Here is an 18,863-nt window from a genome sequence, read left to right on the forward strand (position 1 = left end):
GTGATTGTTCAAATATTAAATTTGCGTGGCCGATTTGATCCCTGGTAGACGCGGTGCAGGGCGCACCAGGCCATGATGGTTGTTTTTGCGACAGATCAAGCCCGATTAACCACATGCCAACGTTGCAGGAAGCGACCGGCTGAGCAAACACGGGCCTTGTCAAGGTAGAATACCGGCTCATTTTCAAGGACAGGCATGAGCGATATCTTCAAACCATCGGTTACCGTGGCAGCGATCATCGAGCACGAGGGCCGGTTCCTGCTGATCGAAGAAGAGACGAGCGAAGGTATCAAGCTGAACCAGCCCGCCGGCCATCTCGACCCGCACGAATCGCTGGAACAGGCGGTGGTGCGCGAAGCGCTCGAAGAAACGGCGCACGAGTTCATCCCGCGCTCGCTGGTGGGCATGTACATGTCGCGCTACCACTCGAAGTCGCGCAATGCCGACGTCACCTACCTGCGTTTTACCTTTGCCGGCAGCGTCGGGCGCCAGTTCGACCAGCCACTCGACGAAGGCATCCTGCGCACCATGTGGATGACGCGCGACGAAATCGCCGCCACCGTCGACCGCCACCGCAGCCCGATCGTGCTGCGCTGCGTGGACGATTACCTGGCCGGCCAGAGCACGCCGCTCTCGCTGCTGCACACCCACCCTTCGGTCTTCGAAGGCGGGATCTGAAGAATTCACTACGGACGTAACATGCGCAAGAAAAAAGTCGTGATCGGGATGTCGGGCGGAGTCGACTCCTCGGTCGCGGCCTGGATGCTCAAGGAACAAGGCTACGACGTGGTCGGCCTGTTCATGAAAAACTGGGAAGACGACGACGATTCCGAATACTGCTCGACGCGCCAGGACTGGATCGACGCGGCCAGCGTGGCCGACGTGGTCGGTGTGGACATCGAGGCGGTCAACTTCGCCGCCGAATACAAGGACCGCGTGTTCGCCGAGTTCCTGCGCGAATACCAGGCCGGCCGCACCCCGAACCCGGACGTGCTGTGCAACGCCGAAATCAAGTTCAAGGCCTTTCTCGACCATGCGATGAAGCTGGGCGCCGACCTGATCGCCACCGGTCACTATGCGCGCGTGCGCGAAAACACGGCCAGCGGCAGCTTCGAGCTGCTCAAGGCCTTCGACGCCACCAAGGACCAGAGTTATTTTCTGCATCGCCTGAGCCAGGCGCAGTTGTCCAAGTCGCTGTTCCCGCTGGGCGAAATCCCGAAAACCGAGGTGCGCAAGATCGCCGAAAAACTCCAGCTGCCCAACGCGGCCAAGAAGGATTCGACCGGTATCTGCTTCATCGGCGAGCGTCCGTTCCGCGACTTCTTGAACCGCTACCTGGCCTACAAGCCGGGTCCGATCCGGCTCGACGACGGCACGCAGGTGGGCGAGCACGTCGGCCTGTCGTTCTACACGCTGGGCCAGCGCAAGGGGATCGGCATCGGGGGCCTGAAGTCACGCAAGACCGCTGACGGCATCAGCGAGCCATGGTTCGTGGCGCGCAAGGACATCGAGGCCAACACGCTCTACATCGTGCAGGGCCACGACCATCCATGGCTGCTGTCGGACCGGCTCGAAGCCGGCCAGGCCAGCTGGATCGCCGGCCGCGCACCGGCGGCCGGCGCGCTGTCGGCCAAGACCCGCTACCGCCAGGCCGACATGGCCTGCCGCGTGCTGGCCGATGGCGACGCACGCTTCGCGCTCGACTTCGATGAAGCCCAGTGGGCAGTCACGCCGGGCCAGTCGGCTGTGCTGTACGACGGCGACGTGTGCCTGGGCGGCGGCATCATCGACGTGCGCTCAAGCGCCGCCTGACGACACATCAACGCTGGCGCGCCGCCAGCCACTCCACCAGCACGGCGGGCGCCAGCGGCCGCGCGTGCAGGTAACCCTGGACCTCGTCGCAGCCGGCCAGGCGCAGGAAATCTTCCACTTCCACCGTTTCGACGCCTTCGGCCACGACCTTGTGACCGAGGTCGTGCGACAGCTTGATCATCGTGCCCACCAGCGCGCGGCAGCGATCGTCCTGCACCAGGTTGCGCATGAAGCTCTGGTCGATCTTGACCACGTTCGCCGGCAGGCTTTGCAGGTACGACAGGCTGCTGTAGCCGGTGCCGAAATCGTCGATCGCCAGTTGCACGCCAGCGCGCCCGAGGCGTTCGAGCGTGGCCTGCGCGACCTTTGGATTGCGCATCAGCGCACTCTCGGTCAGCTCGATCACCAGGCACGATGGCGCCAGGCCGTGGTGCTGCAATTCCATCAGCACGCGATCGCAGAAATCCGGCTCTTCCAGGTTCACGGCCGAGACATTGACTGCCACCTGCAGTGCCAGACCGTCCCGGCGCCACGCGACCATCTGGCGCAGCGCCGCGCGCAAGACCCATTCAGTGGTGGCGCGCGCCAGTGACGTCGTCTCGATCACCGGCATGAATTCGCCGGGCGAGATCGCGCCGGCCGTCGGATGGTTCCAGCGCAGCAGCGCCTCGACGCCGACGCAGGCACCGTCGCGCAGGCTGACCTTCGGCTGGTACACCAGATGCAGTTCGTCCTCGCTCGCGAGCGCGGCGCCGAATTCGGTCACCAGCCAGAAGCGGCGCTGCAGGATTGCGTCGTGGTGCGACGAGAACACGCGCACGCAGCGTTCGGCCGCCAGCGCGTCGTGCGCGGCGCTGTGCATATTGCGCAGCAGGTCCAGGCCCTCGGTCTGGCCGACCGTGAACGGCGCAATGCCCACCGTCGTCGTCGTGATCAGGCGCGCCTGACCATAGCTAGCGCGCGCATCGAGCCACGACTGCATCTGCTCGCAGAACGGCTCGATCGACAGGCCGCGCGGCGCGAAGAACGCGAACTGCGTGCTGCCAACATGGTAGATCTTGCCGGCGCCGCCCAGGCGCAGCTGCGGCACCGTTTCACGCACCATGTCGTCGAGATAGCTCGACCCCATCACGCGCTGGGCATCGCTCAGTTCCTGCGGGCTGGCCAGGCTGATCAGGGCGGCGATGCGCACCTCGCCATTCGGCTCATGCAGTTCCAGGTCGTTGAAGTCGATAATGAACTGGTTGCGGTTCGGCAGGCCGCTGACCGGATCGACGCGCCCGAACGCATGCTGCAGTTCGATCTGCGCCATCACCATGGTCGCCAGGTCTGTCAGCGCCTGGCGCTCGGCCATGCTGACCTGGCGTGGTTCGGTACCGAGCACGCACATCGCGCCCAGGCAGAAGCCCTCGCTGGTCGTGAGCGGCGCGCCGGCATAAAAGCGAATCCCGCCGTCCGCCAGCGGGCTGTCGCGGAAATACGGGTCTTCCAGCAAATCGGGCACGACCAGTACTGCGCGCTCGTCGGCCACCATGGCGCACGGCGCTTTCATCCGCGGAATCGTATCGTGGGTAATGCCGACCTTCGACTTGAACCATTGGCGGTTGGAGTCGGTCAGCGAGACTGCAGCGATCGGCAAACCGAACAATTGCGCCGCCATGCGCGTGATGCGATCAAACGCCTCGCTTGGCGGGCTGTCGAGCAGCTCCAGGCGACGCAAGGCATCGAGACGGGCAGTCTCGTACTGAGGCGACGCACAGTGCGGTTGAGAGAGCGGAGAATTCATGGCAGCGGCACGCAAGCGCGTGTAAATATGACGAATATGACGAACAAGAATCTATTGTTGCTAATAACAAACTTAAGGTCAATCACTATTTTCAAACGAATCGTTGTATTCGTCATTTTTAGTTGCCTCGTGTAAAATAAAAGCAGCGAATTACACGAACGACATCATGAAAACACATGAATTTAACGATCGGATACTGACAACGCGTGAAGCAGCGCAGTTGCTCGGTGTTGCTGTCAGTACGGCGCAGGTCTGGATGGAGAGCGGCGATCTGCCGGCCTGGAAGACCCCTGGCGGCCATCGCCGGGTGCGTTACAGTGCCGTCATGCGTCTGGTGCGCGAGCGCGTCGCAGCAAAGGACGTCAACACGGCAGCTGGTGCGCCAATGGCTGCCGAGTTCCTGCCGGCGACGGCGCCTGGCTATCCGGTCCCGGCCAATGAAGCACAGCGGCTGGCAGCGCTTGCCCAAAGCGGCCTGATGGATTCGGAAGATGACGCCGCATTCGATCGCCTGACGTGGCTTGCCAGCCACGCGACGGGTTGCCCGATGGCCCTGATCGGCCTGTTGTCGGCCGAGCGCCAGTGGTGCAAATCGCGTGTCGGCGTGGAAAACCGCGAGACCATGCGTTCAATGGCCTTTTGCACTCACGTGCTGATGCAGGATGAGCCTTTCGTGGTCGAGGATGCCAGCACCGACCCGCGCTTTGCCGATAACCCGATGGTCATCGGCGCGCCGTTCATCCGCTTCTATGCCGGCTATCCGGTACGCACTGCGGAGGGGCTCACGCTGGGGTCGCTGTGCGTGCTCGATACCGAGCCACGCCGCCTGCGCGGGCGTGAGATGCGCGCGCTGCGTGAACTGGCCGTGCTCGCGTCGGACGAAGTGCAGCGGCGCGCGTAGTCCTTTTACACACGGGCGGCCAGGCGCCCTGCTATCATGCTGGTGATCAGTGCTCAGCCAGGCTTGGCCGGCGCCTGCTGCTGCTGTTTGACGAAGGCAATGACGGTATTGCGGATCGTCTTGAGCACGGTGTCGGCCTTGAACGGCTTGACGATGAAACCATGCACACCCCGCGCGAGCGCGCTCTGGACTGCCGGGGCGTCGAGCGTGCCCGAGACCAGGAACACGAGCGTCTTGGGCAGCGCCGCGCGCAGTTGCTCGACCACGTCGCTGCCGTCCTCGACCTGTTCGCGCGCGATGCAGATCACGTGCGGATGGTGCTTGACTGCCAGCGCCAACCCCAGCGCACTGGTGTGCGTGGCGCCGACCACGTCGTAACTGCCGTCGGCCAGGACAGTGCCGAGCGTTGCGCGCGAGACTGCATTTGCATCCACGATGACCGCCTTGAGCATAGCTTCACATTCCTTGTCAGTGCGCTGAAAAAATCAGCCTTCGTACGCCAGTGTCTTCCATGTCACGCCCAGACGCACGTCCAGTTTCAGCGACACCAGGCAGCGTGACATCTCCAGTATCTCACGCTCGGCGCGCAGTCTCTCGCCAAGTGGCGTCTTGAGAATGCCGGCGCCGGCCATCACGGCCTCGAGATTGCCATACGCACCCAGCAGCCGCGCCGCTGTCTTCATGCCGATCTTCGACACGCCCGGCACGCCGTCGGTCGGGTCGCCCATCAGCGCCAGCAGGTCGTGCAGTTGCTCGGGCGCCACGCCAAAGCGCGCACGCACCCAGGCGTCGTCGTGCCACTCGTTCTTGAAATGATCCCACACCAGCGCGCCGTGCGCGATCAAAGGATGCAGGTCCTTGTCGGTGGTGGCCACGACCGCTTCGCCGCGGCCTTCGGACAGCCAGCGCATCACGCCGGTGGCGATCACATCGTCGGCTTCGACCTCGGGCACCATCAGCACATGTACGCCGGCCGCGCGCAGGCGGTCGTGAAATTCGGGCAGCGCCGCGCGCAGCTCGGATGGCATCGCCGCCCTGCCCTCGCGATAGCGTGGATACAGCGCATGGCGCCAGGTCGGGCCGCCATAATCAAAAGCAGCCAGCACGTGCGTTGGCGCATGCGCCTCGAGCACGTTGCGAAACGACGAGAACGCATGGCGCAGCGCGATGCTGGCCTTCAGGTCGGAATCGGGCTCGGGGCTGGCTTCGTAGACGCGGCGCACGATGTTCAGGCCGTCGATCGCGAGCAGCTTTGCCGGGTTGGGCATGGGGTGTGGTCATGAAGAGACGTGGACGGCGCCCATCATAAACCGGTTGCACGGTCGCGGGAAGGTGGCGACCGTGGTGGCAACTGGCCCTACTTCGCGTACGCGTACTCGCCACCGCGCTCGAGCGCGCGGCGATACGCCGGGCGCGCATGGATGCGGGCCAGGAAATCGGTCAGGTTCGGATACTTGGCGTCGAGCCCGCCGCGCGAGGCAGCTGCTTCGAGCGGAAAGCTCATCTGGATGTCGGCGGCGCTGAACTCTTCGCCGGCGAACCACGGGTGCTTGCCCAGTTCGGCTTCGAGGTAACCCAGCTGCAGCGCAATCTGCGGCAGCACGAAGGTGCCCTTCACCTTGTGCGCGATGCCGCGCGCGATCGGCTTGGCAAAGAACGGCATCGGCGTGCTTTCGACCTTGTCGAACACGAGCTTGAGCAGCAGCGGCGACATCATCGAGCCTTCGGCAAAGTGCAGGAAGTGTGTGTAGCGCAGGCGCGCCGGCGTGCGGGCGGCGGGCACCAGGCGCGGGGCATCCGTGTCGGATGCGCGCGCAGTGAGGTATTCGACGATGGCGCCCGACTCGGCCACCACGAGGTCGCCATCGGTGATCACGGGCGACTTGCCCAGCGGGTGCACGGCCTTGAGTTCGGGCGGTGCCAGCATCGTCTTGGGATCGCGCTCGTAGCGCTTGATCTCGTATTCGAGTCCGAGTTCTTCGAGCAGCCAGAGGATGCGCTGCGAGCGCGAATTGTTCAGGTGGTGGACGACGATCATGGCGTGGACAGGAAAGTGGAGATGGCGGCCAGCTTAGCACCGTTGGCCATGCACCTGCAGCCCGCTAGGGCTAGCGCTAACGCTGGTGCAGCTTGATGACGCGGTGCTTGCCCGCGCCCTGCGGCGCCGGCGCCGCGGCTTTCGGGGCGCAGCTGCCGCAGCTGCCGCCACCGCAGGCGCCGCCGCTGCTGGTATCCAGCCAGCGCGCCAGCGCCGACTGGCGCCCGCCCTTGGTCAGCAGCAGCACCGCGCGCGCGCGCAGCGGGGCCGGCAGGTACTTCGCGCCCAGGTACAGCGCGGCGATGGCAACGATGACGATGACGGTCAGTTCTTGCATGGTCAGACTCCGGTGATGGCCAGCGTGACGCGGTAGACGATGAACGCCGCCACGTAGGCCAGCGCGAACATGTAGCCGGCCATGATCCAGGCGTATTTGCGGCTGCCCGTTTCGCGCGCCACGGTCGCCAGCGTCGGCAGGCAGTGCGGCGCATAGACATACCAGGCCAGCAGCGAGAGGCCGGTGGCCAGCGACCACGATTGGGCGACCAGCGGCGCCAGCGTATTGCCCACTTCATCGCCGCCCGACAGCGCGTACACGGTGCCCAGCGCGCCGACCGCTACTTCGCGCGCGGCCATGCCCGGCACCAGCGCAATGGCGATCTGCCAGTTGAAGCCGATCGGGGCCAGCACGACTTCGAGTGCGCGGCCGATCATGCCCGCCACACTGTAATAGATCGGCGGATGGGTCGCGCCTTCCGGTGCGCCCGGGAAGCTGGAGAACAGCCAGAGCAGGATCATCATGGCCAGGATCAGCGTACCGACGCGCATCAGGAAGATCTTGGCGCGTTCGAGCAGGCCCGAAGCCAGACCGCGCGGATGCGGCCAGTGATAGGCCGGCAGTTCGAGCATCAGCGCATGCTGCTTGTAGCCGTTGCGGCGCTTCATGAACCAGGCCACCGCCATTGCCGACAGGATGCCGGCCAGGTACAGCACGAACAGCACGATGCCCTGCAGGTTCATGAAGCCGCCCACGACGCGGTCCGGGATGAACGCGGCGATCAGCAGCGCATACACCGGCAAGCGCGCCGAACACGTCATCAAGGGCGCGATCATGATCGTCACCAGGCGGTCGCGCGGATTCTGGATCGTGCGCGCGGCCATCACGCCCGGGATGGCACAGGCAAACGACGACAGCAGCGGCAGGAACGAGCGGCCCGACAGGCCCACGCTGCCCATGATGCGGTCGAGCAGGAACGCCGCGCGTGGCAGGTAGCCCACGTCCTCTAACAACAGGATGAAGAAGAACAGGATCAGAATCTGCGGCAGGAACACGAGCACACTGCCCACGCCGGCGATGATGCCGTCGACGATGAGGCTGTGCAGCATGCCTTCGCCGATCCATGAACCGACCATCTGGCCAAAGGCGCCCATGCCCGCTTCGATCAGTTCGATCGGTGCGTCGCCCCAGCTGAACACGGCCTGGAAAATCACGAACATCAACAGCGCCAGGATGATCGGACCGGCGACCGGGTGCAGCACGACGCCGTCGATCTTTTCACTCAGGTTGCCGGTGTCCTTCGCCGATGAGACGGCAGCAGCCAGGATGCGGCGCACTTCGCGCTGGGTATCTTCGACCGACACTTCATCGATCGCCGACAGCGGCTTGGGCGTTACTGGCACGCCGAACGGCATGGCGTCGAGCTGGGCCAGCAAGGCCTTTTCGCCGCCGGACTGGATCGCGACCGTCTCGACGACCGGCATGCCCAGCTCTTGCGAGAGCTTGGCGGTGTCGATCTCGATGCCGCGCTTTTTGGCCACATCGACCATGTTCAGCGCCAGCACCATCGGCAGGCCGAGACGGCGCAGCTCGAGCACCAGGCGCAGGTTCAGACGCAGGTTGGTGGCGTTGACGACGCACAGGATGGCGTCGGGCGGGACTTCACCGGCGCGCAGGCCGGCCACCACGTCGCGCGTGATGCCTTCGTCGGGCGTCTGCGCATTCAGGCTGTAGGCGCCCGGCAGGTCGAGCACGCGAAACGCGCGCCCGGCAGGCGACGTGAAGCTGCCTTCCTTGCGTTCGATCGTGACGCCGGCATAGTTCGCGACCTTCTGGCGCGCGCCGGTCAGGCGGTTGAAGAGCGCGGTCTTGCCGCAGTTGGGATTGCCCAGCAGTGCGACCATTGGCGTGCGTGACGCGACGTGCGATTCCATGACTCCCATGCGACTAGTCCGCCTGGATCGAGACGAGGGCGGCTTCGAAGCGGCGCAGCGCAAAGGTGGATTCGCCGACCTTGACGGCCAGCGGCCCGCCCAGTACGCGCTTGAGCACGCGAATGCGCTCGCCCGGCACGAAGCCCAGCTCCATCAGGCGGCGCTGGACGTCGATGCCGCCCTCCTGCGCACCGGACGCAAGATGGACAACGGTGGCACTCTGGCCCGTCTTGAGCGAGTCGAGGGTTGGCAATGCGGCGTGGGTCATGGCGGCTTCCGAAAAATTGTGGCGCGTATGAGACAGCGACTGGAACGATCCCGGTATCATAAACCTAAATAGGAATTATTTCTATTTGCAGCTTGTCATTGCCAGACGGTCAAGTTCAAAAAAAGTGTGCTTCAACCGAAAATTTCGCTTGCGTTCACGGTCGAGTTTACAGAAAATAGCAACGCAAATGAGAATGATTCGCATTTTATAGACTAAACTGCAATGGTTGTTTCAAAAGGGTTGCCTCAATGATCGTCTGTGTCTGCAATAACATCTCCGACCGTGAAATCCGCCAGGCCGCCGAACTGGGCATCTCGTCGATTGCCGAACTGCGCAAGGAACTGGGCGTCGGCACCATGTGCGGCACCTGCGTCAGCTATGCACGCCAGGTGCTCCATGAGCATATCGACAGCAAGACCACCGTCACCGAAGTACGCCGCCTGCCGCAGGCTGCCTGAGCCTTCTTTGCTTGCAAGTACTGCTGGCCTCGCAATCTGTGCGGGGCTTTTTTTCGTCAATTGCGATGCGTTGACCGGGTAGTGAGAACCGTTCGCACAGTGAACTGAGAACGGTTGCTATTACGCGCAGAAATGGTACATTTCGCGTTATTTAATGCGCTTTTTCACCCGTTTTCGCGCAATTTCTAGCGTTTTAATGGCGCGCTGTTTGCTATCATGGAGGTCATTCAACACATTACCGAGGGCACCCCATGAAAGGCGATCCAAACGTCATCCGTCTGCTGAACGCACAGCTGACCAACGAGCTGACCGCGATCAACCAGTACTTCCTGCACGCGCGCATGTATCGCCACTGGGGCCTGGACAAGCTGGCGAAGAAGGAATACGACGAATCGATCGGCGAAATGAAGCACGCCGACAAGCTGATCGAACGCATCCTGATGCTCGACGCGCTGCCGAATCTGCAGGCGCTGCACAAGCTGATGATCGGCGAGTCGACGCAGGAAACGCTCGAATGCGACCTGAAACTCGAACGTGCCGCGCACGTGACGGTCAAGGAAGGCATCGGCGCCTGCGAAGCGGCGGCCGATTACGTGTCGCGCGACCTGCTGTTGATGATTCTCGAAGACACCGAAGAGCACATCGAATGGTTGGAGACGCAGCTGGACCTGATCGTCAAGATCGGTATCCAGAACTACCTGCAGACCCAGATCGGCGAGTAAGCTTTGCCGGCCGGACTCCCGCCCGGGAGTCCGGCGCTTCAGGCGCTAGCGCATCCTCAGCGCCAGCGCGTCATCCACTTGTCGTAAAACCCCATATCCTTTGGCACCGCTCCCGGCATCGCGCAGATGGCACCGGCGAATTCGTTCGCGCGCGCGAGCGTCACGTCCAGCGCCCAGCCGCGCGCTTTACCAAGCAGGAAGATGGCCGAAAAGGCGTCGCCCGCACCTACCGTGTCGATGACGAACGGCGGCGCCGGCGTGTCGTGATGCGTGACCACGCTGCCGTCGCTGCCGAAGTACACCGAACCGCGGTGGCCGAGCGTGACGATCAGCGCGTCGAGCGCAAACATTTTCAGCAAGGCCTGGCACGACGCGCGCACTTCGTCCGCCGCCAGCGCCGGAGCATCCGGCTGGATCTGGAAGTGCCAGCCGAACAGCGCCTGCAACTCTTCTTCATTGACCTTGACGATATTGGCTGCCTCGAGCGAACGGGTTACGCTGCGTTCGTCGTACTGGCCGTCGCGCAGGTTCAGGTCGAGAAAGCGTGGCGCGCTGCTTGCCGCCAGCACCGCCGTCAGGGCGGCGCGCGATTGCAGGTTGCGCTGGGCCAGCATGCCGAAATAGACCATGGCCGGCTGCACCTTCGCCAGCGCAGCGCCGGCCGTGGCCGCGTCGATGAAGTCGTAGGCCTGGTGCGGCAGGATCGTGAAGCGGTGGCCGCGCGGGCCGCGCGCGACCAGCACCCGGCCGGTCTCTTCGATCGGATCGACCTGCAGCCCGGCATCGCTCATCGCAAAGCGTTCGAATTCGGCGCGCACCAGCTGGCCGCTGCGATCGTCGCCGATGCGCGTGATCGCCAGGCACGGCGCCATGAAAGCGGACAGGTGGCGCGCCACATTGAACGGCGCACCGCCGACGATCTGCTCGTTGTTGAAGTCGTCGACCAGTGCTTCGCCAAAGACGACGGTGGCCGGCGCGTGGCTGGCCATCATGCGACGACCGGCACGGTGTCCTTGAACGACTGGCGCTCGGACAGTTTGTCGAACAGGCGCGCCAGGTTCGGGTAGTCGCCGCGCCAGTCGATCTCGGGGAAGCGGAACGCGAGCCAGCCCAGCGCGCAGCCCACGGCGACGTCGGCCAGCGTGTACTGGTTGCTGCGGCAGAAGGCGCCCTCGCCCAGGCGCTCGGACATCACGCGCAGGCCGGTAGTCACCTTGCCCATCTGGCGGGCGATCCATTCGGGACTTTGCTGCGCTTCTGGCCGCAGCGTTTTTTCAAGGCGCACCAGCACGGCCGCATCGAGCACGCCATCGGCCAGCGCTTCCCAGACCTTGACCTCGGCCCGTTCGCGCCCGTTCGGCGGCAGCAGCTTGCAGACCGGCGTGAGCGTATCGAGGTATTCGGCGATCACGCGCGAATCGTACAGGGCGCTGCCGTCATCCATCAGCAGGCACGGCACCTTGCCCAGCGGGTTGGTCTGCGCGATGGTGGTGTCGGCCGACCAGACGTCTTCGAGAATGAAGGCGCAGTCGAGCTTTTTCTCGGCCAGCACGACGCGCACCTTGCGCACGTAGGGGCTGGCAATGGAACCGATGAGTTTCATGGATGTACGCAAGTGGAAATTGGCCTTCAGTATAGCATCGGGCCCAGCCGCAAAACCTGCAGCGCCGCCGCTGCGGTGCGCTGCAACATCGCAGCATTGGCAAGAGGTGGATGGCCGGCCAGTGGTAAAATCCGCGTTTTTGACCGACACGCCCGCCATGACCTCTACTGCTCTGTCGCCGACCCTGTCGGCCCTGTCCCCGCTCGATGGCCGTTATGCCACCAAAACCGACAAGCTGCGTCCGATCCTGTCGGAAACGGGTTTCATGCACCACCGCGTGAAGGTGGAAATTGCGTGGCTGCAGGCGCTGTCGCAGGCCGGCTTCGCCGAGATCAAGCCATTCTCGAACGAAGCGATCGCTCACCTCGACGGTATGGCCGCCAACTTCGGTGAGAAGGACGCGGCCCGCATCAAGGAAATCGAAGCGGTCACCAACCATGACGTCAAGGCGGTCGAGTACTGGCTCAAGGAGCAGGTGAAAGACGTGCCGGAACTGGTCGCGGCCAGCGAATTCATCCACTTCGCCTGCACCTCGGAAGACATCAACAACACGTCGCACGGCATGATGCTCAAAGCGGCGCGCGATGGCGTGATGCTGCCGGCACTGCAGGCGATCATCGCCAAGCTGACCGAGATCGCGCACACCAATGCGGCGCTGCCGATGCTGTCGCGCACCCACGGCCAGACGGCCAGCCCGACCACGCTGGGCAAGGAGATGGCCAACGTCGTCGCCCGCCTGCAGCGCGCGATCAAGCGCATCGCCGACGTTGAAATTCTGGGCAAGATGAACGGTGCGGTCGGCAATTACAACGCGCACCTGTCGGCCTATCCGGGCTTCGACTGGCCGGCATTCTCGAAGGACGTGATCGAGACGCGTCTGGGTTTGAGCTTCAACCCGTACACGATCCAGATCGAACCGCACGACTACATGGCCGAGATGTTCGACGCCTTCGCGCGCGCCAACACGATCCTGCTCGACCTGAACCGCGACATCTGGACCTACGTTTCGCTGGGCTACTTCAAGCAGAAGCTGAAGGCCGGCGAAATCGGTTCGTCGACCATGCCGCACAAGGTCAACCCGATCGACTTCGAAAACTCGGAAGGCAACCTGGGCCTGGCCAACGCGCTGCTGCGCCACATGGCCGACAAGCTGCCGGTCTCGCGCATGCAGCGCGACCTGACCGATTCGACGGTGCTGCGCAATATCGGCGTGGGCTTCGGCTACACGCTGCTCGCCTACGACAGCTGCCTGCGCGGCCTGAACAAGCTGGAAGTGAACGCAGCGCGCCTTGAGCAGGACCTGGACGCGAACTGGGAAGTGCTGGCCGAGCCGGTGCAGACCGTGATGCGCCGCTATGGCATCGAGAACCCGTACGAGCAGCTCAAGGAACTCACGCGCGGCAAGGGCATCACCCGCGACGCACTGCGTGAATTCATCGGGACGCTGGCCGTGCCGCAGGAAGCGAAAGACCTGATGCTGGCGATGACGCCGGCAAACTACATCGGGTTGGCCGCCAAGCTGGCGGCAGAGATCTGATGTCAAGCGCGATGCCGCTACACGGCGGCATCGTGCATGCATCTGCATTCATGATGCGCCGGCTCCGGCGCGTCAGTAATCCCACCTGACCTTCACCCCGACACGTCGCTCGAACTCTGCCCAATAGGTGGTCGAGCCGAATTCCGCGTGCCCGCCATTCAGATTCTCGCCATACACCGACAAGGTCAGGCCCGGCCGCAAGCGCCAGCCGAAGCGTGCATCGAGCGCCGTCGCCGACGCGATGCGTGACGCGGGCATCTCACCGGTCCGGCGCAGCGTGACATCGATCTCGCGTGCATCGTCGATGGTGTAGTGCGACCGCAGTTGCAGCGTATGCGACGGATCGCGGCGCGCCGCGGCCACGCCCATCACGTCATTGCCGCCCGGCTTGAGGCGCAGGCGCTGATGCAGCGCCGTCCAGCCGGCCGACAGGCGCCAGCGCGGCAGTGCCTGCCAGTTGCCCCATGTTTCGATGCCGCTGGCGCTGCCTTCCAGCAGACTGGCAAACTCGGCATAGCTGAAAGTGGGATCGATCTGCTGCCCGCGCAGGTGGTCGTAGTCGTGGTGGTACAGCACGACCGTGTACGACAGCCCCGCCGCCGGCTGGCCGCGGTAGCCCAGCTCGAGCACGCGCGCCACTTCGCTGCGCACGTGCGGCCCGCCGCGCAGGATGAACGGCGGCTGGCCCGGTACAAAGGCATCGACATCCAGCCGCGCCGGCGAGCGCACCGTGCGCGCGGCCGACGCCCACAACGCATGCTGGGGCGAGAGGCGCCATGACAGGCGCGCGCTCGGCAGCCATTCGATGCCGGTGTAATGGTTGTATTCGACGCGCCCGCCCAGCGTCAGGCGCCAGTCGTCGTTCAGAAAGATGTCGTCCTGCACGAACACGCTGCCCCAGCGCAGCAGGGTGCGCGCGGGCAGGAACGCGACCCAGGGGCTGTTGGTGACCCGGTCACGCGTGCTGCGGTAGTTGGCGCCCCACATCAGGTTGTGGCGGCCTTGCGTGGCCAGCGTGTGCTGGAACTGCACGTCGGCAGTCGTCAGGCGCTCGGCAAACAACGGCGGCGATTCGCGCACCGTGTGATCCAGATAAGCTTGCAGCGACACGCTGGCGCCTGCGTCAAGCGTGCGCTGCCAGCGCGCCAGCAGGTTGGCGCCATCCGAGCGCACGCGGCCAAATGTGGACGGGCCGACCGGCGTGGCCAGTTCGCCCGGCGCCGGCTGACCGAGGCGCCCGCGATTGACATTGCCGATGACCGAGAAGGCATCGTCGCCCTGGTCCCAGTCGGCGCGCATGCCCACCAGCGCGCGCCGCTGACCGTCGTCGATGCGCCCGTCGCCAACGCGCTCGCTGTCGCTGCGCCGCGTTACCTTGCCATACGCGCGCCAGGCCACGCCGCCGTCGCTCGTGCCACCCTGGCGAAATGCGGCGCCGGCCGCGCCGTCGCTGGCCCCATGCACCGCCACCATGCCGCCCTGTGTGTCGCGGGCCGAGCGCGTGCTGATGTTGATGACGCCACTGACGGCGTTCAGGCCCCACATCACGCCGCCCGGCCCGCTGACCACCTCGATGCGCGCGATGTCTTCGAGCAGCACGTCCTGCGCATCCCAGAACACGCCCGAAAACAGCGGCGTATAGACCGAGCGGCCGTCGATCAGCACCAGGATCTTGTTGGACAGGACGCTCGGCCCGCTGTTCATCCCGCGCGCGCTGATCGAGTAGGCATAACCATTGATGCGCGCCACGTGCAGATTGGGGGCCAGACGCAATACCTCGGGCAGCGAATCGGCGCCGGAGCTGCGGATGTCGTCAGCGGTGATGACGAACACCGCCGCCGATGCGTCCTGCAGGCGCTCGGGGCGCTTCGAGACCGATGTTACCTGGATGTTGGCCAGTTCTTCGATCGACAGGTTGGCCAGGTCGGCCAGGTCGACAGAATTTGTCTGACCGTGTGCGGCCGCCACGACCGGCGTGGCGCACACAAGAGCAACCCAGACAGCAGCGACACGCGCTCTGGCGGCAAACGGCATGCAGGGTATGAATGCGCTCATAACCAGATATTACATTCGGCAGAACGCGGTGGTGTATCTTTTGCAATCCGGTGTGGCTTGTTGGACGTGAAAAACCGTGTCAACACCGCAACGGCCTTTTTTGCTATAGTGAGTTAGTTCTAGCCCGTACTAATTACTTATAAGAAAAATGCGCCGCTATTCGATTCCTGCAATCGTGCTGCACTGGCTGATGGCCATCGCGATCATCGGCACCTTCACCCTTGGCCTCGTGATGACCGACATCCAGGGCATCAGCATGGCCAAGCTGCGCTACATGAGCTGGCACAAGTGGGCCGGCGTGACGATCCTGGCGCTGGCTGCACTGCGCCTGCTGTGGCGCCTGTTCAACAAGCCGCCCGCCTACCCTGCCGGACTGCCGCGCTGGCAGCATGGCGCCGCCCACGGCCTGCATCTGACGCTGTATGTGTTGATGTTTGCCGTGCCACTGTCCGGCTATTTCTTCAGCCTGGCGGCCGGCTACCCGGTCGTCTATTTCAGCAAGTTCCCGCTGCCGGTGCTGATCGGCCCCGATCCCGTATTGCGCGAGATACTGCGCGGCCTGCACTACTGGCTCAATATGCTGCTGGCCGGCCTGGTGGCGCTGCACGTGCTCGCCGCGCTCAAGCACCTGCTCATCGACCGTGACGGCATCATGCAGCGCATGCTTCCCATCCCTACCCCGAAGGAAAAAACATGAATTCCATCAAGGCTCTGCTGCTGGCCAGTCTGGTTGCCGGCAGCGTCGCTGCCGTGCAGGCCGCGCCACTCAAGACCGACCTGGCAGCCAGCGGTGTTTCGGCTGTCTTCAAGCAGATGAACGTGCCGGTGGAAGCACCGTTTCGCACGTTTGCGGCGCAGATCGATTACGACGCCGCCAAGCCGGCGGCGGCCAGCGCCAGCGTCGAGATCACGACGGCCAGCTTCGATATCGGCGACGCCATGTACAACAAGGAAGTGGCCAAGAAAGAATGGTTCAATTCGGCGCAGTTTCCGAAAGCCACCTTCGTCTCCACCAGCATCGCACCGGCCGGCGCCGGCAAGCTAACCGTGTCGGGCAAACTGACGCTGAAAGGCAAGAGCGCCAACGTCACGTTCCCGCTGACGGTCAAGGCTGCCGGTGCAAAAACCGTGTTCGAAGGCCAGTTGCCAATCAAGCGTCTGGCGTTCAATATCGGCGAAGGCGAGTGGAAAGACACAAGCATGGTCGCCGATGAAGTTGTCATCAAGTTTCGCGTTACCGCAGCACCAGCTGTTGCAGCAAAATAAGCTGTTTCACTACCACTATAGGGTGGGCGGGTTTCCCGTCCACGCGCTCAACGAAGCCTGGTCAGTTTGAACGCGTGGGCGGCATAGCCACCCACCCTACGCAGAAAAAAAACCGTCCTTTCAACTTTTTTACAGGAATTTCACCCATGAACATCAAGCACCTGATCGCAGCAGCCGCCGCCTTTGCCGCCACGTCGGCCTTCGCCGCACCAGTCACGTATGACATCGAGCCAAACCATACTTACCCGAGCTTCGAAGCCGACCACATGGGTCTGTCGGTATGGCGCGGCAAGTTCAACAAGTCGAGCGGCACCGTCACAATCGACCGCGAAGCCAAGACCGGTTCGCTGGACATCACCGTCGACATCAACAGCATCGATTTCGGTCACGAAAAGATGAACGAACACGCGAAAAAGCCTGACATCTTCGACGCTGCCAAGTACCCGACCGCGACCTTCAAGTCGAAGGCAATCAAGTTCACGGGCGACGTGCCGACCTCGGTCGACGGCGAACTGACCCTGCACGGCGTGACCAAGCCGCTGACCCTGCAGATCAACAAGTTCAAGTGCATCATGCACCCGATGCTGAAGAAAGACGCCTGCGGCGCCGACGTGGTTGGCACCTTCAAGCGTGATGATTTCGGCATCAACTTCGGCCTGCCGAACTTCTCGCCGGAAGTGAAGCTGGCAATCCAGGTGGAAGCAGTGAAAAAGTAATCTGGTTCGACCATGAAAAATCCCCGCCGGTTCACACCGGCGGGGATTTTTTTTGATCAGCGCTCTGACGAATCAGTGCTGCTCAGTGCAGCTCAGTGCTGCTCAGTGCTGATTAACGGCCATCACGGTCAAAGTCGCCCGGGATCGCGCGCTCGACACGGTGCCAGCCGGCGCGGGTGGCCGACTTGGCCTGGTCCCAGCTCAGGCGCGAATTACCTTTCGAACGATCCCACTCGGTCGACAGACGACCTTCGTTGGCATCGTAGCCACCGTCGTACTTGTCATAGTTGTTGTAGCCCAGTGCGTAGGCTGGCTCGTAGTCGTCATAGGTGTAGCCTGGCGTGTAGTAAGGCTGGGTCTGGTACTCGTTGCGCCAGTAGTCATTCTCGGCCTTCGGATTGACCACGTGGCCCACGCCCTTGCCTGCTGCGCCGCCGACCATGCCGCCGATCGCTGCGCCTGCCGCCACGCCCAGTGGGCCGGCTGCTGCACCGATCACCGCGCCAACCGTCGCGCCGCCGCCAGCGCCGACGCCTTGCGCCAGGTTATGGTCGCTCAGTTCATCGGTCGCTTTTGGATTGACCACTTCGCCCGCGCCACGGCCGGCTGCACCGCCTGCCAGGCCGCCGACGACAGCGCCTGCTGCCATGCCAATCGGACCGCCAACAGCACCGACCAGTGCGCCCGCTGCTGCGCCCGAACCTGCGCCCACGCCCTTGGCCAGATGGTGCTCGGACAGGTCGTCATTGGCTTTTGGATTGACCACTTCAGCTGCGCCCTGGCCGGCGATGCCGCCAGCGATGCCGCCGACAACCGCGCCTGCTGCCATGCCGATCGGACCGGCAACGGTGCCGACGGTCGCGCCCAGTGCGGCGCCGCCTGCCACGCCCAGGCCAGCGCCCAGCACGTGCGAGCCACCCTGTTCGGTCCACGATTTGTGAATGTGCGCTGCATCTTCATCCGAACGTGCATTCACGCCCAGCAGGATGCCGCCACCCTTGATGCCTTCTTCATAGTGCTGTGCGCGTTCTTCAGGAATACCGGCACCGATCAGTGCGCCGATCAGGCCACCGGTGATACCACCCGCGCCAGCACCGGCCAGCGCCGCTGCCAGAGGACCGGCGACGACCAGGCCCAGGCCTGGCAGCACCAGCGTGGTGCCCACTGCTGCGATACCGGCCAGCACGGCGCCGATGGTGCCGCCGATACCGGCGCCAATGCCCGCGCCTTCAGCCGCCTTGGTGCCCAGTTCGGTGTCCGTGTCGGCGAAGTGGGTCTGACGGGTGGAGTCGGACATCATCAGGTTGACGTCATCGCGGTTGTAGCCGCGCTCGGACACGGTGCCATACGCACGCTCGGCGCTGGCACGGTCAGGGAACAGGCCAGTGACCATGCGCTGGTTATCCGTGGTGCGGGTGGTATCGAAGCTGCTCATGATGAATCCTTTGCTGGTTGGTTTCGGCAGCCGGCTACTGATGAGCTGTTGCTGC

At 63.9% G+C, this 18,863-nt stretch carries 20 protein-coding genes; 9 read left to right on the forward strand and 11 right to left on the reverse strand.

Going from position 1 to position 18,863, the window contains the following annotated elements; genetic code table 11:
- Positions 1-195: 195 nt before the first annotated feature.
- Positions 196-678, forward strand: coding sequence for an NUDIX hydrolase (locus AC56LH_RS17830; RefSeq protein WP_258835919.1), 483 nt, complete (start codon positions 196-198; stop codon positions 676-678).
- 21 nt (positions 679-699) lie between these two features.
- Positions 700-1,812 (forward strand): tRNA 2-thiouridine(34) synthase MnmA, encoded by a 1,113-nt coding sequence (gene mnmA / locus AC56LH_RS17835; protein WP_499648233.1) that lies wholly within the window; start codon positions 700-702, stop codon positions 1,810-1,812.
- 7 nt (positions 1,813-1,819) lie between these two features.
- Here mnmA and AC56LH_RS17840 read toward each other — a convergent pair whose 3' ends face one another.
- The gene (locus tag AC56LH_RS17840; RefSeq protein ID WP_499648235.1) at positions 1,820-3,598 is read right to left on the reverse strand and encodes a sensor domain-containing phosphodiesterase; all 1,779 of its coding nucleotides are present in this window, start codon (positions 3,596-3,598) and stop codon (positions 1,820-1,822) included.
- Positions 3,599-3,764: 166 nt separating this feature from the next.
- On the opposite strand from AC56LH_RS17840, the gene AC56LH_RS17845 reads away from it, so the two are divergent.
- The gene (locus AC56LH_RS17845; RefSeq protein ID WP_499648237.1) at positions 3,765-4,499 is read left to right on the forward strand and encodes a GAF domain-containing protein; all 735 of its coding nucleotides are present in this window, start codon (positions 3,765-3,767) and stop codon (positions 4,497-4,499) included.
- A gap of 53 nt (positions 4,500-4,552) precedes the next feature.
- Here the strand turns inward: AC56LH_RS17845 and AC56LH_RS17850 are convergent, their stop codons facing one another.
- From AC56LH_RS17850 to AC56LH_RS17875, 6 genes are all read right to left on the reverse strand, one after another.
- The gene (locus AC56LH_RS17850) at positions 4,553-4,951 is read right to left on the reverse strand and encodes a response regulator (protein WP_499648239.1); all 399 of its coding nucleotides are present in this window, start codon (positions 4,949-4,951) and stop codon (positions 4,553-4,555) included.
- 33 nt (positions 4,952-4,984) lie between these two features.
- Positions 4,985-5,767 carry a 5'-3' exonuclease gene (locus AC56LH_RS17855; RefSeq protein ID WP_499648241.1) on the reverse strand — a complete coding sequence of 261 codons (783 nt, stop codon included), beginning with the start codon at positions 5,765-5,767 and terminating at the stop codon, positions 4,985-4,987.
- 89 nt (positions 5,768-5,856) lie between these two features.
- A complete protein-coding gene (locus AC56LH_RS17860) occupies positions 5,857-6,537 on the reverse strand; it encodes a glutathione S-transferase (protein ID WP_499648243.1) in 681 nt (226 codons plus the stop codon).
- Positions 6,538-6,613: 76 nt separating this feature from the next.
- Positions 6,614-6,874 carry a DUF6587 family protein gene (locus AC56LH_RS17865; RefSeq protein ID WP_499648244.1) on the reverse strand — a complete coding sequence of 87 codons (261 nt, stop codon included), beginning with the start codon at positions 6,872-6,874 and terminating at the stop codon, positions 6,614-6,616.
- A 2-nt stretch (positions 6,875-6,876) separates the two neighbouring features.
- Complete coding sequence (gene feoB, locus AC56LH_RS17870; RefSeq protein ID WP_499648246.1) at positions 6,877-8,757, reverse strand: ferrous iron transporter B; 1,881 nt, start codon at positions 8,755-8,757, stop codon at positions 6,877-6,879.
- Between the two features lie 4 nt (positions 8,758-8,761).
- Positions 8,762-9,016: a FeoA family protein gene (locus AC56LH_RS17875; RefSeq protein ID WP_499648248.1), complete on the reverse strand. Its 255-nt coding sequence runs from the start codon at positions 9,014-9,016 to the stop codon at positions 8,762-8,764.
- Between the two features lie 248 nt (positions 9,017-9,264).
- On the opposite strand from AC56LH_RS17875, the gene AC56LH_RS17880 reads away from it, so the two are divergent.
- Both AC56LH_RS17880 and bfr read left to right on the forward strand, forming a co-directional pair.
- Positions 9,265-9,474 carry a (2Fe-2S)-binding protein gene (locus AC56LH_RS17880; RefSeq protein WP_499648250.1) on the forward strand — a complete coding sequence of 70 codons (210 nt, stop codon included), beginning with the start codon at positions 9,265-9,267 and terminating at the stop codon, positions 9,472-9,474.
- A 251-nt stretch (positions 9,475-9,725) separates the two neighbouring features.
- The gene (gene bfr, locus AC56LH_RS17885; RefSeq protein ID WP_183556014.1) at positions 9,726-10,196 is read left to right on the forward strand and encodes a bacterioferritin; all 471 of its coding nucleotides are present in this window, start codon (positions 9,726-9,728) and stop codon (positions 10,194-10,196) included.
- 56 nt (positions 10,197-10,252) lie between these two features.
- On the opposite strand, the gene AC56LH_RS17890 is transcribed toward bfr, so the two are convergent.
- The gene (locus tag AC56LH_RS17890) at positions 10,253-11,188 is read right to left on the reverse strand and encodes a PfkB family carbohydrate kinase (protein WP_499648252.1); all 936 of its coding nucleotides are present in this window, start codon (positions 11,186-11,188) and stop codon (positions 10,253-10,255) included.
- Positions 11,185-11,799, reverse strand: coding sequence for a glutathione S-transferase N-terminal domain-containing protein (locus tag AC56LH_RS17895; RefSeq protein WP_499648254.1), 615 nt, complete (start codon positions 11,797-11,799; stop codon positions 11,185-11,187). The genes AC56LH_RS17890 and AC56LH_RS17895 overlap by 4 nt, the downstream gene beginning before the upstream one ends.
- A gap of 157 nt (positions 11,800-11,956) precedes the next feature.
- Here AC56LH_RS17895 and purB point away from each other — a divergent pair, with 157 nt between their 5' ends.
- Positions 11,957-13,336, forward strand: coding sequence for an adenylosuccinate lyase (gene purB / locus AC56LH_RS17900; protein ID WP_499581805.1), 1,380 nt, complete (start codon positions 11,957-11,959; stop codon positions 13,334-13,336).
- A gap of 72 nt (positions 13,337-13,408) precedes the next feature.
- Here the strand turns inward: purB and AC56LH_RS17905 are convergent, their stop codons facing one another.
- Positions 13,409-15,391 (reverse strand): TOL_0244 family TonB-dependent receptor, encoded by a 1,983-nt coding sequence (locus tag AC56LH_RS17905; protein ID WP_499648256.1) that lies wholly within the window; start codon positions 15,389-15,391, stop codon positions 13,409-13,411.
- Positions 15,392-15,539: 148 nt separating this feature from the next.
- Here AC56LH_RS17905 and AC56LH_RS17910 point away from each other — a divergent pair, with 148 nt between their 5' ends.
- From AC56LH_RS17910 to AC56LH_RS17920, 3 genes are all read left to right on the forward strand, one after another.
- Positions 15,540-16,088, forward strand: coding sequence for a cytochrome b (locus AC56LH_RS17910; protein ID WP_499648258.1), 549 nt, complete (start codon positions 15,540-15,542; stop codon positions 16,086-16,088).
- Positions 16,085-16,657, forward strand: a complete 573-nt coding sequence (locus tag AC56LH_RS17915; protein ID WP_499648260.1) for a YceI family protein — start codon at positions 16,085-16,087, stop codon at positions 16,655-16,657. Before AC56LH_RS17910 ends, AC56LH_RS17915 begins: the two co-directional genes overlap by 4 nt.
- Positions 16,658-16,803: 146 nt before the next feature.
- A complete protein-coding gene (locus AC56LH_RS17920) occupies positions 16,804-17,373 on the forward strand; it encodes a YceI family protein (protein WP_499648262.1) in 570 nt (189 codons plus the stop codon).
- A 112-nt stretch (positions 17,374-17,485) separates the two neighbouring features.
- Here AC56LH_RS17920 and AC56LH_RS17925 read toward each other — a convergent pair whose 3' ends face one another.
- Positions 17,486-18,808: a hypothetical protein gene (locus tag AC56LH_RS17925; protein WP_183556008.1), complete on the reverse strand. Its 1,323-nt coding sequence runs from the start codon at positions 18,806-18,808 to the stop codon at positions 17,486-17,488.
- Positions 18,809-18,863 lie beyond the last annotated feature (55 nt).

This window comes from Telluria sp. LT1R51-2 (genome assembly GCF_059685775.1).